Below are 15060 nucleotides of genomic sequence, written 5' to 3'. Positions count from 1 at the left end.
ATAACTAAAAATCAAAAAGATAGCTTTTGAAAAACCCTTAACTTAATGACATTGAGCGCGAGCGTCCCGCTCGTGCCCGCAAAGTAAACGCAACAATTAATTAAATGAGTGCAAAATATAAATTTGGCAAAAAAACAGGAGCTTATTTTGTGAGTTTCGCAACCATAAATTGGATAGATGTTTTTACAAGAGATATTTATTTCTGGAATATTATAGAATCATTAGATTTTTGTAGAAAGAATAAGGGGATGGAAATATATGGATATTGCATTATGCCAAGTCACGTACATTTAATCTTTCGTTCGGGAAATGGCGATCCCTCAGGATTGATGCGTGACTTCAAAGGTTTTACTTCAAAAAAAATGTTACAAACAATTGAAGAAAACTCACAGGAGAGCCGAAGAGAATGGATGCTTTGGATGATGGAACGAGCTGGTAAAAAGAATAGTAATGTAAAGCATAGACAATTTTGGCAACAAGATAATCATCCTATAGAAATTTGGTCGTTGAAAGTTTTTGAACAAAAGCTTAATTATATTCATCAAAATCCAGTAGAAACGGGTTTTGTAACTGATCCAATAGATTGGAAATACAGCAGTGCTAGAAATTATGGAAATAATGACCAAACAGTTTTAGAGATAGACGTGAATTGATTTTGAATGTGGGCACGAGCGGAACGCTCGCGCTAGCGGGGAGAACTTTTAATGAATATATAATTGTTTGTTTATGGACATCTTTAATTATATATGTTTTTAGCTTGGCTGTAAAATATTTAAGATTATATAAATTAAAAATAGATTTTTTGGATCATGAGATTGAGGGATATCTTGTATACCTATTGTTATTATTCACAATTTGTCTATTTACCATAATTGTAGTTCTAATAAATAGAAGTATTCGAACCTATAACAAAACAACAAATGTATAATGTACTCGATCGCTCTGAAATGCGCAAACGTTAGCGCAGGTATTCACCTGTGCCCACAAAGAGAAGCAAATACAGTAAAAAGTTACAGACTTAAAAAAGTTTAAAACTTTATTGTTTAATTTTATGTCCGATACTTTCCTGGTGAAGCCGTTTTTATTTCATTCAGTTTTGAGCATCGCATGATAAATCTGTATCGTTATCTCGTCGCTCCAGCCTTCTGGCACAACAATCCCAAAATCGCTTAATCGCAATTTAAAATTTAGCGTAAGCAAGGAAGAAAAGTTGTCGGAGCCCGTACTGTGTTTAAGTGCCCCGTTTGCGTATATCGTGTTCACTATTTTATTCATATGAAGTTGTGCCGTAAAATTCAGTTCCTGATCTGGCTGCTGTAATGTGTTCACATGGGAAATGTTCAGTTTTCCTTCTAGTATTACGGGCATTAGGGGTGAGTTTATCAGTGTCACATTCAACGAATCTGTTTCGGTGCGTAAAGTGGCCGGATCAAGCGACAATCCGATTTCGGCAGTTTGATAATTGATTAAAACAAACAAATGATCGCTGGTGGCAATTACTATGGAATCCCTGTACGAGCCAATAACCTCCATCATCCCTTCCCTGGTTTGGTATCTTTGCTGTGCCCTGATCGTAAAGCTGCATAATAGCAACACGATAGCGGCTACCCACGCTGTTTTTATAATTTTCCCCATTACCGATTGCTTAATTGCGAAATATATTAGTTTGTAACTGAGTAGCCTTCAACCATAAATAATATCCGTTTTTTGCCACTAAGTTTCAAAGGATACCTGGATGAACAGCCATTATTCCCGTGAAATATGCAGTAATTATTTTTATCATCAACGGAACTTAATAAAGTTGTAAAATACTAACTATCAATACGACGACTTTTTTTGGTTTGATATAAATTTACGCTTTATTTAAGTGCCCTCTCTTTTTTTGGTGATTTTTTTCAGTGTGCCAATGCTTGTTAGTGATTAATTTGCGGTGTTGTCCCATGGAAACGTTGCGCATTCAAAACGATTGCAGATCGCTTATGGGGTTAATGTCCAGATCCGGGACTGGATTGAAAATATAGCCTGGGCAAAAAATTATCGGCCTGCCAATTGTTTTCCACTCTAGCACAGAAAGCATAAAAAGCAGTCTATTTATAGCAAAAATGCCCCAAATAGCACACGGCTTTTTGGGGCATTTATTTAAACTGATAAATAGCTTTGTTTATTTAAAACGACTATTTGAACTGTGTAGCCACATATTCAACAAAACTTTCATCACTCATTTTATTAGATGTGCTTTCTGTAGCGTCAACATTTTTATACTGTGGCGTTTCCTTCAAGTATTTAATAAATTGTTCTTGAGCAGTACCCGTTCCAGTCACATGCAGTTCATCAACATTCTGCATGTGGGCAGTGATGTTTTTGAATAATTTGTGCAGCAAATCTCTTTCAGCATTATTTGCTGCGTTTTCATTTGAGTTACTACCTTGACTGTCCATTTTTTCGTGACCTAATACTACAAACTCACCTGATTCTACATTTTCTCTACCTACGATAGTTGCGTGGTGTGAATCCATCCAAACACCAAATTGTTTTTTGTTTTTTTCTGACATTATTATGTATTTATTATATTACTATTTGTATTAAACTGTAAAAAGCATGCCTGATAAGACCAATTGCTTTCTACTCTGCGAAATTTCTTGTTCAGCCATCCAAAATTTCCTGAATTTTGGCTTTTTAGAAGCTATTTGCAAGTGGAATTTACAGGCGTAATCTAATTACTTAAACTTCTTTTAAAGTGGTTCCTACTGCCAAAACAACGAAACCAATAAGCAATAGTGTGTAATTGTGTTCTGTTAAAATCGGAACGTTTGAGAAATGCCCAATAATTCCAAGTATGCCACAAATCAATCCTATAATCCAGGTAATTCTTTTTGGCGCTGAGGGGTTTTTCATATAAATGATTTTAGATAATCCGCTATTAATTTGCGGTAAGTAAATATAACACAATACACTGTCTAAAAAGTAATACAATTCTAGACAATGATTACATAATTTACATGTTTTTCGCTAAAACGCTGCGCACAGCCTCCCCTGCCTGATTTTTTTTGCCACAGTCGCGGTTCCGGAATTTCATTTAAAGTTTGTTTCGTATCTTTCAAATACTATTTTTGATCAAACACCTGTACTTCATTCATTCGAAAACACCCTTAATACCAGTTATAATTCTTAAAATTAAACAATCGTAACAATTAATCTAAAACTTAGTATCATCAAAAAAATAATTTCATTCATTTACGGTGCATTGGCGTACCTCCTATTTCTATTTACCATTCTTTATGCGATTGGATTTTTGAGTAATAGTTTCGTCCCAAAATCAATCGACTCCGGCACCGAAACCGCTTTGTTGCCATCACTGCTAATCGACGTTCTATTGCTAAGCGTTTTTGCAATCCAGCATAGTTTGATGGCGAGACCGGCTTTTAAAAAATGGATTACCGCGTTTATCAGTCCTGTCATCGAACGCAGCACTTACGTTCTGTTCTCCAGTTTGGCACTGCTTTTAATGTATTGGAAATGGCAACCGATAACCGCGATTGTCTGGAAAGCTGACAATGAAACTATCGCCGTGATTATAACCGGAGTATTTTTATTTGGGTGGCTTGTGGCGCTTCTCTCCACATTCATGATTAATCATTTTGACCTTTTTGGCTTAAAGCAAATTTTTGATAACCTGAAAGACAAAATCGCTCCATCTTCAGAATTCCAAACCAATTACTTATACAAAATTGTCCGACATCCTATCATGTTGGGATACGTCATCGCCTTTTGGGCAACGCCGGTAATGACCGTCGGACACTTACTATTCGCTGTCACTACCACTTTATATATAGTCGTTGCGGTAAAACATTTAGAGGAAAAAGACCTTCGCGAATCTATCGGGAAAGCATACGAAGACTACGAAAATAAAGTACCAATGCTTATTCCATTCACAAAAAAAGGATAACGCGTTCCCTGACATAAATCACCTTTGAATCAGGGAAAGGATGCAAAGCGCACCGGGACATTCCCTTGCTGTCGCGTTAATGACTAATGCATCCAGATTAGCTGCCTAAGACCCGGTTAGCGCAATGGGAGATTTGAAGCCAATCAAAGATTGATACCAAAATTCGAGTGTTTTTTTTTCAAAAATAAAATAAATCAATTTTATTTTCCTTTTACTGATATTTTTCTTAAATTTATACTAATCAACACATTATATAATTATGGGAAAATTTGTAATTACTAAATCGGAAAATGGATCGTTCCATTTTAACTTGAAAGCGGCAAATGGCGAGATTGTTCTGACCAGCGAATCGTATAACTCTAAAGCAGCCTGCGAAAACGGAATGGAGTCCGTGCGAAAAAATGCCTCGGAAGACGCGAACTACGACCGCAAAGACTCGTCCATCGGAAAGCCTTACTTCAACTTGAAAGCAGCTAATCATCAGGTCATTGGAACGAGTGAAATTTATTCAAGCGCGGCATCAAGAGACAAGGGAATTGAATCGGTTAAGAATAATGCTACTGAGGCGACAATCGATGATCAGACAGCCTAAGTTGATTTTATAGACTTAAGTTCATAAAAAAACCAGTTTAAAATATTAAGCTGGGCTTTTTTTAGTTATTCCGGTGCTACATTTTAATACATGGACTATAACAATTAGCAGGCAGTAGCTTTTCATAATAAAGACTTTTATCATTAGTCTTCTTAAATCAGATCCCTTACTGACACGAGGATGACATTCCTTCAGCTAGCGCAAGCGACCGCTCGTAAACACACAACTTAAAAAAAGCAACAAGAAATTTAGATAATTAACAATTCAACTATTTAAAAAATAAACAAAATAAATCATCCAATACTTTACAACAACTTTTGTAATTTTGAAGTATAATTCGAATCAAATAAATTGACCAAATATTTAAAATATCTCTTTTCTCTCTTTCTGGCTTTTGGTCTGATTGTGAATGATGGTATTTTAGATTCTCGATCAAATGCAGCCCCTTACGATCAAGTTTCGTACTTCACGATTAGAAAGGATTTTAAGAACTCTAAATCATACCGTTTCAATCAGAGAACTTCATCTGAGAAAACTTTACCGCCAATTCCTTTGGCACAGTTGCAGCTTCAAGATATTTATAGTCTTCACATTAAGGTGCAACTAAAATTGCAAATTGTACTTTATCAAGACATCAGTGCAATCAAAGCACAACACGTTTTTTTGAGCAAAATAAGCACTTCAAGCAATCCTTATTCCAGTTTACACATAGCCTAGAAGAGATTTTCTTTTCTAAGCACTTATGCAATTCAACGCATAACGATGATGAAAAAAATGCCTAATCATTTATCATTTACACCATGTATAAACACAAAAACAAAAAACGTTTAGAGCAATCTAAGCGGCCTACTCTTTGGGTAAAAAGAAAACTAATGTTATTCATTACTGCTTTTATGATAGGAATGTCAAACGGAATGAACGTAGGAGACGAAACTTCTCTTAGAAAACAACATCACACAGAACAACAAGATAAGAAAGATTAATTTGGTGGTTTTCAAATAGGTTATAAATTACCAACTCTGCTATTGCACATGCGCTAAACTGTGAGGCACAATCCAACAAAACAGTTGGCAACCCTTTAAAATAAATCAAATTAACGTAAATTGCGGCCTATCTAAAGATAAAATCATGAAAGACAATAAAATGCTAAATTATATAAAAGAAGTATTAAAAAATATGCCAGCTGGCTGGTTGAGTACAACAACGCACCGACTAGATATTTATGATGAGAAATTAGCCAAAACGCAATTCTTAGATCAGTTTGAAGCCTTATACAATGCTAATAATTCTGAACCATCGTCACTAAGTGAATTACCCACTGCTTACGACTATATTCGATTAGGACATCCTTTATCCTGTGTACTTGAATGGGCAATTGCTAAGTTAAATAATCTAAAATCAGAAAACGTAATCAGCTTTTCGTCAAAGACAGTTCCTGTTTTGGCAGTTCTAAGAAAAAATTTATTAGACAATAAAAATACCCAAATCATTTATACTGATGAACTAACAGATTTTTTTGATGCTGATTTAGTAAAAAACACCTACAGTTATCATTTTGATTTAAAGAAAGTGGAAAATGTGGAGGCAATTCCAGCATTTAATGGCAGTACCGTTTTACTTTCGAAAGAAGAAAAATTTGGTACAATTGACATTCCTAATGGCGTTGATTTTTTCATCAGTCTTTATGACGACTTAGGAAGTGTTTTAGTTGTAAATGGAGAGAAAAACGAAAGTTACATTTCAGATATTCAACATGTAAGAAGAAGAGAAACCATTGCAATGACACCTGATGATTCTCTTACAGCTTTGAAGTCTTTAGTATCACAATCTCGTATTGAAACTAAAGAAAGTAATATTGAAGCAGATAAAAAAGCGGTCTTACATTCGATTACAACAATTACTAATTCGAGCACAAAGCCACTAGTTGCTTCTAGCGGGCTGTCGATTCAGTATGCGATTTTAATGGGATTAATTCATGATGCCGTTGAAAAACACAAAGGAAAGGCGATAAAAATTATTGTTCCTCCTAATTGCTATGGTGGTACAAATGACCAAGCAAGACGTGTTGCTACTTGTATTGATAATGTTGAAATAGTAGATTTACTAGTGGATGGCGATAACGACATGGTTCAAAGTATTGATACCGTTTTAACCCAAATTGCTAATGAAGACGCTGTTCCTTACATCATTGCTGAGATTCCAACAAACCCGAGAGTTGAAGTTCCAAATCTTATAGATTTAAAAAATGTTTTAAGTCAAGAACGAAAAACGGCTGCAGGTGCAATTGCTATCGATCCCGTTTTTATTTTAGATCAAACATTTTGCCCTAATGTTCACTTTTTAGGGGAAGAGGACATACTTGCAACGGTTAGAACGATTTCATTTGCTAGTGGATCAAAATTCCCTAGTGGTGGGCAATGTACCGCTGGTTACTGTGTAGGGAATAAAAAAACGGATGCTTTGATGGAAAAAATAGCACTGCATCTAGACCTATGCGATAATGAAGCTACGGCACTGCAGTATGAAATATTAGCCAAACAATTGCCTTCAATGAATCAAAGAATTATTGATGCTTATAAAAATACACGCGATTTTGTAAACTTCATCCACGAAACATTACCAGAAGCGAAAATCAATTTTGTTTCAGAAGAACTAGCAGAACAAGGATTTACACCTTCTGTTTTCTCATTAGACCTACCCACTAAAGGGAATACTGCTGAAGAAAAAGAAGCGCATAAAAGAGAATTGAATTTAAAATTAATCAATTTGATGATTACAGAAATCCCTAATGAAAGTAAATTTTGTGTGAGCTACGGGCAGTTAAAAGGATGTTACTGGACGATACCTGCGACATCTACTCAAGGGACTACTAAAGAAGGTGACAAAGATTATATTGTGCGTGCCTCACTTTCTCCCGATATGGATTTAGACCTACATAAAAAAGTCTTTTCAAAATTTGTTGAAAACATGTAAAATCATCTATAATTAAAGAGGCCATATTGTGTGTCTAATTATATAAAATAAGCTATAAGTACATGCGTCTGAAAAGTTGCATGTACTTAAATAGCAAAGGGAATAATAATGATAAATCTGTAAGCTGCTCCGTTTTTCCTAAAGAACCTTTGCACTAATCGGTATTGTTACTAACAAAAAAGAGAACTGTTGAAATAAAAGGTTTAAAAAACCTCAGAATTAAACCTTTAGCTAAAATTAAAGTCATCCGAATCAAAATATAAATCAACATCAAATATGGCAAATTAAAAAACGCCATTCTCATTTCAAGTTAGAGTTACCCACAAATATCTAGGTTATTTTTTATCAGGCATAATGGCCGTATATGATTTAAGTGGTATTGTAATGATTTTTAGAGAAACCAGCTTCTTAAAAAGCGAGGTTGTCTTAGAAAAACAACTCGAACCAAATTTAGCAGGTGAAGAATTAAGTCCAAAATTACGTATGAAAGTAAAAGTTAAAAAAGAAGAAGATGATGTCTTATATTTCAAGGGCGGTAATTACAATGAAGAAACAGGAGTTGCAATCGTAAAAAAACGGAACGCCTACACAAAGCGTCAACAAATAGTCCTTTATACTTTTTAAACATCTTTTTTGGTGTATCCTTTTTTTTTGTGATCTGCATTCTAGATGTACTCCCCAAAAATACCTATCTTCAAAAAGGGGATTTATTTTGCGATTGGAGGCATTGTATTGACCTTTATCCTTTTGTTCATTTAAAGAGCATCTTATAAATTACAAACACCATTACCTCTTAAGATTTAATGGTGTTTTTTGTTGATTCTATTTTGTATTTTGCAACAGCATTTAATACTAAAATAACAATATGAATACGAATCATACCGATATAATCATAATAGGAGCCGGTTTGTCTGGTATAGGGGCTGCGTGTCATTTGTCGCGTAAAAATCCTGATAAAACCTATGTTATTTTAGAGGCAAGAACAGAAATTGGAGGTACTTGGAGTTTGTTTAAATACCCCGGTATTCGTTCTGATTCTGATATGTATACCTTTGGTTATTCCTTTAAAACGTGGGAAGACCAAAAGTCTTTTGCTGACGGACCTTCTATCTTGAAATACATCAATGAAGCTGCTGACGAATATAAGGTACGAGAAAAAATTATTTACCAACAGCGTGCCCTTTCTTATAACTTTGATACAAAGGAGAAGTTATGGACGGTAACCACTGTAAACACAGCCACAGCCGAAGAAACTATTTATAGCTGCCAGTTTATCTTTAGTTGTAGTGGTTATTATAATTACACCAAAGGCTACACCCCTGAATTTAAGGACCAATCCACTTTTGAAGGAAAAATAATCCATCCTCAAAAATGGCCTGAAAATTTAGATGTTACCGATAAAAAAATCGTTGTAATAGGCAGCGGAGCCACTGCCGTTACCATCGTCCCCGAACTTGCTGCAGCAGCTGAACAGGTTGTTATGCTACAGAGATCACCTACCTATATTGCTGCTTTGCCTAATAAAGACAAGATTGCCGCTCGACTGAAACGCCTATTCCCTAAAAAAGTAGCCTATCGATTGATCCGCTATAAAAATATTTTCTATTCGATTGTCTTTTTTAATCTCTGTCGGTTCTTTCCTGAAAGAATGAAAAATTTCATCATAAATGGCGCTAAAAAAAGCCTAGGTGACTTTCCTGTCGACCCGCATTTTATACCTAACTACAATCCATGGGAGCAACGTTTTTGTATCGCCCCAAACGGAGATTTTTTTAGAGCCATCAAAAAAGGCAAAGCATCAGTGGTCACCGACCATATCGATCGTTTTTTAAGCAATGGAATTTTATTAAAATCAGGTAAGACATTAGCTGCCGATATTATCATCACGGCAACTGGGCTGGATTTAGTGGCGTTTGGAGGGGTGAAAATTCAACTGGATTCGAAACCATTTGACATTTCCAAATCCTTTGTATATAAGGGCCTAATGTTAAGCGATCTTCCCAACTTCTTTATATTTGTTGGCTATACCAATGCTTCTTGGACGTTGAAAAGTGACCTTACCAGTGAATATATTTCTCGTGTATTAAAGTACTTGGACAAACATAATTACAAAGCTTTGCAGGCAAAAGTAATTGAGACTAATTTAAAACCAGTTCCACTACTCAACCTGAACTCGGGATATATTAACAGAGCAGCCGACATGCTTCCAAGTCAAGGAAACAAAGCCCCTTGGCGCATATATCAAAACTATGTTCTGGATTATAAGATGCTTCGCTTGGATTCTGTTAAAGACAAACGACTCACCTTTTTTTAAAATTAACTTGATCAAATAGCGACCCGTTGCACAAAGCTTCCTGACCTTAAACTATTTTATTTTTGCTTTACTTTATATAGCCATTGATTAATTATGAGACATGTTCTGTTCTGCCACAATTTCACTAGTTTTGCTTCTCTTTGCATAGCAAAACAATATCCTTAGTTAATAATAAGCAAATTTTTAAATGAACCGAATAAAAACAATCCTACCTACAATTGTTGTTGCCCAATTTTGCTGTACCTCTCTTTGGTTTGCAAGTAATGCCGTGATGAGCGATTTAGTAATTAATTTTGGACTTCAGGAAACAGCTATTGGTCATTTAACCTCAGCAGTCCAATTTGGTTTTATTTTAGGCACTTTAGTATTTGCAGTACTGGCGATCGCAGATCGTTTTTCTCCTTCAAAAGTATTTTTGATAAGTGCACTGCTAGGAGCGCTATGCAATGCAGGTCTTATATGGGAAGGTAACACTTTTACCACAATGCTATCCATACGTTTTTTAACTGGTTTTTTTCTTGCCGGCATCTACCCTGTTGGAATGAAAATAGCGGCTGATTATTTTAATAAAGGGCTTGGCAAGTCGCTGGGGTTTTTAGTGGGCGCACTAGTAATTGGCACTGCTTTTCCGCATTTGTTAAAAGGATTAACGAATGCATTCCCTTGGAAATTAGTTATAATCACGACTTCTTCTCTAGCCGTTCTGGGCGGTTTAATGATCGCTCTTTTAGTTCCTGATGGTCCTTATCGAAAACAAAGTCAAGGTGTTAATTTATCTGCTTTCTTTGGTATATTTAGAAATCAAAACTTACGTTCCGCTGCATTTGGCTATTTTGGGCACATGTGGGAGCTATATGCGTTTTGGGCTTTTACACCGTTACTACTTCAAACATATAGCGATTTACATCCAGAAACAACATTTAATATTCCTGTTTTATCTTTCCTTATCATTGGTATTGGTGGGCTCGCTTGCGTATTGAGTGGCTACCTCTCAGAAATCTTCGGTGCAAAACGAATTGCGTTTATATCACTATTACTATCTTGTACTTGCTGTCTTATTTTTCCCTTTCTATTTGTCATCCAATCAGCGACTCTCTTTATTACTTTCTTACTTTTTTGGGGAATGGTCGTTGTTGCTGACTCTCCACTTTTATCAACATTAGTCGCTCAGAATGCTCCTTCAGAAATAAAAGGAACAGCACTTACAATAGTGAATAGTATTGGCTTTACAATTACAATAATTAGCATTCAATTAATCAGTGGATTAAGAACAGTAACAGATACAAACTATATTTATACCTGTTTAGCTATTGGTCCTATTTTAGGATTATTGGCGTTAAGCAAAAAAGATAAAACAGACTAATTTGCTTCGATTTAAAGACTTCCTTGAGTACAGACTGCTCCATTTTATGGTATCGATTAAGCTCTCTCTATAACTAATTTCAATTTAAAATTGAAAAAAAAGCGAATTCGGAATCTCTTGTTTAGGAAAATAAAAGCACTTTCGTCGTCAACAAAAAAAGCCTCGAAAAGTTTAATTTTCGAGGCTTTTTTTATTTCTAAGAGGTAAATTGAAATTAATTTACAAAATTAAATAGCGAAGTCAGCTTTCTGAAAGTCTGAATTGCAAAATGGAAATATTGTAGCCCGTAGCGGAATCGAACCGCTCTTACATGGATGAAAACCATGCGTCCTAACCGATAGACGAACGGGCCTTAATTTTCTATTCTGGTGCAAAAATAGAACTATTTTTGAGATACACAAAACCAAATCCTAAAACTGATAATAATAAATCGCCCTTTTCTCATCAGAAAATTGTAATTAATTCATAATTAGCTCTTAGTAAGAAAAAAAAAGACGAGAAATTTTCAGTGCTCACAACAGCGAGACAAACTACAAAAAAAGCCATAACATCACATCATAGCTTTTCTTGTTTTTTAAATTTGTTGAGAGTCTATTCTATTTATTTGAAGTTTGCTAACAGTTATAATTGGTATAACCCCCAGCTGTGCAAAGTTTCCTGCCTTTGAATTGTCAAAAAACTGCCTTATTTTATATTAGCACTATTCATCATTGGCATTCCTTTACTATCCATCATTTTCATGCTTGATTGCATGCACTCTTTACTCATCATGCCTCCTTGCTGCATCATTTGCATCATAGCAGCCATGGTTTTGCCGTCCTTCATCATTTCACCCATCAGGGATTGCATCATTTCTGGATTAGCCATCATTCCGCTCGTGAAATTCTTTGTCATCATGCTGTCTTTCATCATCATTTGCATTCCGTTACCACCCATCATATTGCCCATCATCATTTTATCCCCTTGCATCATGTGCATGGCATCTGGATTAGATTGCATGTTTCCCATGAATTCTTTCATAAAATCAGGATTACTGGCAATGGCATCAAAAACTTCAGTCCTTGATTTCGAGTTTTCAAGCATTGCTTTAGGGTCCGTTTTTTGGTTGCAACTGTTTAATGTTAATAAACCAATTGCCGAAAAAATAATTAATACTGTTTTCATATTATTTGATTTTAATTACTATTTAGCCGGTTTAAGAAACACTTCTGTTTTTTTATCCGGCTGCTAGATTTATTCTTACTCTTATGTGCAGTCTGATGGTTTCTCGGTTTTGTATGGTTAAATCAGCTGCTGAAGATGTTAAACAATCTCTATTCCAAGCCTCTGCGATAGTTGTGCCCCAAATACTTCCATTTCTAAATCCATTTCACAAGCAGTCACCGTAATTTGAAATAATTATTTCTGTTCTGTATATCCGGCTCTTAAATAAATTTATGCCAATAAATTTTAAAATCTGACAGACAACCCGCCTCCTGCACCAAATCGGTTATCGTAGCTTCCCATTACTGAAACGTTTTTTGAAAACATATACTCAACACCGGCACTCCAAACGGTATCTGAGGTGTAGTCTTTAGCTACTGGAAGATCATTCACCAAGCCTAAGTCCAATTTATATTCATAATATCCAAACACTGAAAATTTAGGAAACACCATAACACTTCTTCCTAATGCAATTCGCGGTCTAAGCTCATTATCAATTCGCGCATCTAGATTAAATAAATACGGAGTCAAATATCGGATACCAACCACTGCCGTAGTCTTAAACGTATCAAAGCTATCTTCCTTCTCATTTTCTATGTTTACGCCACCAAAAACCCTCAAATAATCATGTAAATATCTTTCGTAGGTAACTTCACCTTCGAGATTTTTGTTCCAGCCATATTCCATGGACACGTTAAATTGATTTCTCAAGTTGGAAGCCGTTAATTGTAAAGCCGTAAAATGAGATGCTGCATCCACCATTCCCCAAGAATAATATCTGTTAGTTTCAGCTACTAACTCAGAAACGGGAAACCCTTTCATACGTGTATCCCTTGGTGTATCATAACTAATTACTCTTGCCATACCACTCATCATATGATATAATATGTGACAATGGAAAAACCAATCTCCATATTCACTTCCGTAAAATTCTATTGTGACATTCCCCATTGGAGGAACATTTACGGTATGTTTTAAGGGTGAGTATTCTCCGTTTTTATTGATCACCCTGAAGAAATGACCGTGCAGGTGCATGGGGTGATGCATCATGGTCAGGTTATTCAATGTTATTCTTGTGACCTGACCTCCTTCAATTTTTATTTTATCAGTTTCAGCCAGGGGAACACCATTCATACTCCAGATATAGCGCTGCATATTTCCCGTCAGGTTCAACAGGATTTCTTTTACTGGTGCATCGGCAGAATAGTTTGTCTTTACCGGTGACCTTAGGTAATCATAGTTATATTCTGAAAACAGATCCATTCCTTCCATTTTCATTTCACCTTCCACACTATCCTTTTTTGCAGAATCAGCCTTTACAGCTTCTTCTTGCATACCTTCCATTTTCATCCCTTCCATCTTAGAATGATCCATTTCCATTCCTTCCTTTGCAGAATCTTTGGGCATATCCATTTGCTTGTGCTTCATGTCGTCCATTTTCATCTCTTTCATTTTAGAATCCTTCGACATATCCATTTGCATGCCATATTCGTTCTTTATTTTAAAACGTTCGTCTTTTTTCGGACGGTATTTTAGTGCATGAGCTCCCATTTTCATGTCCATCTTCGCCATCTTTTGCATCATGCCAATTTTATCTGGTCTTGGAACAACTGGAGCCGCTAAGATTTTACCGCTTCCCAGAAAGGCCGAAGCCGTACCTGAACCATCCTGTGCCGTAATTCTATATTCAATTTTACCGTCTTGTGGAATGGTCACAATAAAATCATAGGCTTCTGCTATACCAATAAATGTTTTGTTTTTTACAACCGGTACTACGTCATGACCGTCTGCTGAAACAAGTACTGGATCTTCTCCGCCAAAAGTCATCCAAAAAGAAGTAGAAGCAGCTCCATCGATAACTCGTACTCTTACCTTTTCTCCCGGTTTAAAATCGGGATATTCAACAGACTGTTTTCCATTAATCAAAAATGCAGGATAGTAGATGTCGGCAATATCAGCACCTACCATACGTTGTCTCCAAAAGTTTAATTGCGCTCCGACGGCACCTCTTGCAATAACCCTATTGAGCGGAGTAGCGGTACCTTTTTTTATTTGATACCATTCGGAACCCCGTTTTAGAGTCCGCAGCACATTCATTGGTTTTTCATTGGTCCAATCCGATAGCATTAAAACCAATTCTTTGTCGTATACCAATGTTTCTTTTTTGGGGTGAATAACTATGGACCCAAAAACGCCACTTTGCTCTTGCAACATGGTATGCGAATGATACCAATAAGTACCCGCTTGTTTTATGGCAAATTCGTACTTGAGCGTTTGTCCCGGCTTAATAGGCGGAGTACTCAAGTAAGGAACTCCGTCATAAAAATTAGGCAGTATTATCCCGTGCCAATGAACGGACGTTTCTTCCTTCATTTCATTTTTAACATGAATAATAGCATACTCTCCTTCAGTAAATTCCAATACCGGACCTGGTATGCTTCCATTTACAGTCATTCCTTTTACAGCTACCCCTGCTTTATTAACAACCTCCTCCCTGATGGTGAGTGTATATTCCTTCACCGGAAGATTGTCAACGTTGCCTTCTACAACCTGACTAAAAATAGATTGGGACACAATCAAAATTAACAATGCTGTATATTTTAAAGTCTTCATTTTCTTGTTTTTAATTACTAATCTTAAATGCAATTTGACTTGCCTAATAAGGGTTA

General features: G+C 35.9%; 13 protein-coding genes and 1 tRNA gene. 8 read left to right on the top strand and 6 right to left on the bottom strand.

Annotated features, from left to right (window positions below; all coding sequences use genetic code 11):
- Positions 1-104 precede the first annotated feature (104 nt).
- Complete coding sequence (locus QO182_RS08565; protein WP_371560999.1) at positions 105-653, top strand: transposase; 549 nt, start codon at positions 105-107, stop codon at positions 651-653.
- A gap of 433 nt (positions 654-1086) precedes the next feature.
- On the opposite strand, the gene QO182_RS08560 is transcribed toward QO182_RS08565, so the two are convergent.
- The 3 genes from QO182_RS08560 to QO182_RS08550 form a co-directional block, all read right to left on the bottom strand.
- Entirely contained in the window at positions 1087-1368 is a 282-nt protein-coding gene (locus QO182_RS08560) for a hypothetical protein (RefSeq protein ID WP_371560997.1), read from the bottom strand.
- 806 nt (positions 1369-2174) lie between these two features.
- Complete coding sequence (locus tag QO182_RS08555) at positions 2175-2552, bottom strand: hypothetical protein (RefSeq protein ID WP_371560995.1); 378 nt, start codon at positions 2550-2552, stop codon at positions 2175-2177.
- A gap of 169 nt (positions 2553-2721) precedes the next feature.
- Positions 2722-2895, bottom strand: a complete 174-nt coding sequence (locus tag QO182_RS08550; protein ID WP_371535714.1) for a hypothetical protein — start codon at positions 2893-2895, stop codon at positions 2722-2724.
- A 286-nt stretch (positions 2896-3181) separates the two neighbouring features.
- Here QO182_RS08550 and mddA point away from each other — a divergent pair, with 286 nt between their 5' ends.
- The 7 genes from mddA (at position 3182) to QO182_RS08515 (ending at position 11188) form a co-directional block, all read left to right on the top strand.
- Complete coding sequence (mddA, locus tag QO182_RS08545; protein ID WP_371561009.1) at positions 3182-3946, top strand: methanethiol S-methyltransferase; 765 nt, start codon at positions 3182-3184, stop codon at positions 3944-3946.
- A 256-nt stretch (positions 3947-4202) separates the two neighbouring features.
- Positions 4203-4538 carry a YegP family protein gene (locus QO182_RS08540; RefSeq protein ID WP_371561007.1) on the top strand — a complete coding sequence of 112 codons (336 nt, stop codon included), beginning with the start codon at positions 4203-4205 and terminating at the stop codon, positions 4536-4538.
- 351 nt (positions 4539-4889) lie between these two features.
- Positions 4890-5255, top strand: coding sequence for a hypothetical protein (locus QO182_RS08535; RefSeq protein WP_371560993.1), 366 nt, complete (start codon positions 4890-4892; stop codon positions 5253-5255).
- 411 nt (positions 5256-5666) lie between these two features.
- Complete coding sequence (locus QO182_RS08530) at positions 5667-7511, top strand: cystathionine beta-synthase (RefSeq protein ID WP_371560991.1); 1845 nt, start codon at positions 5667-5669, stop codon at positions 7509-7511.
- 354 nt (positions 7512-7865) lie between these two features.
- A complete protein-coding gene (locus QO182_RS08525) occupies positions 7866-8135 on the top strand; it encodes a hypothetical protein (RefSeq protein ID WP_371560989.1) in 270 nt (89 codons plus the stop codon).
- A gap of 241 nt (positions 8136-8376) precedes the next feature.
- Positions 8377-9825: a flavin-containing monooxygenase gene (locus QO182_RS08520; RefSeq protein WP_371560987.1), complete on the top strand. Its 1449-nt coding sequence runs from the start codon at positions 8377-8379 to the stop codon at positions 9823-9825.
- A 187-nt stretch (positions 9826-10012) separates the two neighbouring features.
- A complete protein-coding gene (locus QO182_RS08515; RefSeq protein ID WP_371535700.1) occupies positions 10013-11188 on the top strand; it encodes a nitrate/nitrite transporter in 1176 nt (391 codons plus the stop codon).
- 280 nt (positions 11189-11468) lie between these two features.
- Here the strand turns inward: QO182_RS08515 and QO182_RS08510 are convergent.
- The 3 genes from QO182_RS08510 to QO182_RS08500 form a co-directional block, all read right to left on the bottom strand.
- Positions 11469-11540, bottom strand: a tRNA-Glu gene (locus tag QO182_RS08510).
- Between the two features lie 332 nt (positions 11541-11872).
- Positions 11873-12352, bottom strand: a complete 480-nt coding sequence (locus QO182_RS08505) for a hypothetical protein (protein WP_371535697.1) — start codon at positions 12350-12352, stop codon at positions 11873-11875.
- Positions 12353-12637: 285 nt separating this feature from the next.
- Positions 12638-15004, bottom strand: a complete 2367-nt coding sequence (locus QO182_RS08500) for a multicopper oxidase domain-containing protein (RefSeq protein ID WP_371560985.1) — start codon at positions 15002-15004, stop codon at positions 12638-12640.
- Positions 15005-15060: the final 56 nt, after the last annotated feature.

The organism is Flavobacterium sp. Arc2, assembly GCF_041431385.1.
In the GTDB taxonomy this organism is placed as follows: Bacteria; Bacteroidota; Bacteroidia; order Flavobacteriales; family Flavobacteriaceae; genus Flavobacterium.
The sequence above is the reverse complement of the archived record's forward strand: the minus strand, read 5'-3'. Positions and strand labels throughout refer to the sequence as shown.

Bases quoted from the DNA above. Each gene is read 5' to 3' on its own strand.
- QO182_RS08565 (WP_371560999.1), top strand. From the start codon at position 105: ATGAGTGCAAAATATAAATTTGGCAAAAAAACAGGAGCTTATTTTGTG.
- QO182_RS08560 (WP_371560997.1), bottom strand. From the start codon at position 1,368: ATGCCCGTAATACTAGAAGGAAAACTGAACATTTCCCATGTGAACACA.
- QO182_RS08555 (WP_371560995.1), bottom strand. From the start codon at position 2,552: ATGTCAGAAAAAAACAAAAAACAATTTGGTGTTTGGATGGATTCACAC.
- QO182_RS08550 (WP_371535714.1), bottom strand. From the start codon at position 2,895: ATGAAAAACCCCTCAGCGCCAAAAAGAATTACCTGGATTATAGGATTG.
- QO182_RS08530 (WP_371560991.1), top strand. From the start codon at position 5,667: ATGAAAGACAATAAAATGCTAAATTATATAAAAGAAGTATTAAAAAAT.
- QO182_RS08525 (WP_371560989.1), top strand. From the start codon at position 7,866: ATGGCCGTATATGATTTAAGTGGTATTGTAATGATTTTTAGAGAAACC.
- QO182_RS08520 (WP_371560987.1), top strand. From the start codon at position 8,377: ATGAATACGAATCATACCGATATAATCATAATAGGAGCCGGTTTGTCT.
- QO182_RS08515 (WP_371535700.1), top strand. From the start codon at position 10,013: ATGAACCGAATAAAAACAATCCTACCTACAATTGTTGTTGCCCAATTT.
- QO182_RS08505 (WP_371535697.1), bottom strand. From the start codon at position 12,352: ATGAAAACAGTATTAATTATTTTTTCGGCAATTGGTTTATTAACATTA.
- QO182_RS08500 (WP_371560985.1), bottom strand. From the start codon at position 15,004: ATGAAGACTTTAAAATATACAGCATTGTTAATTTTGATTGTGTCCCAA.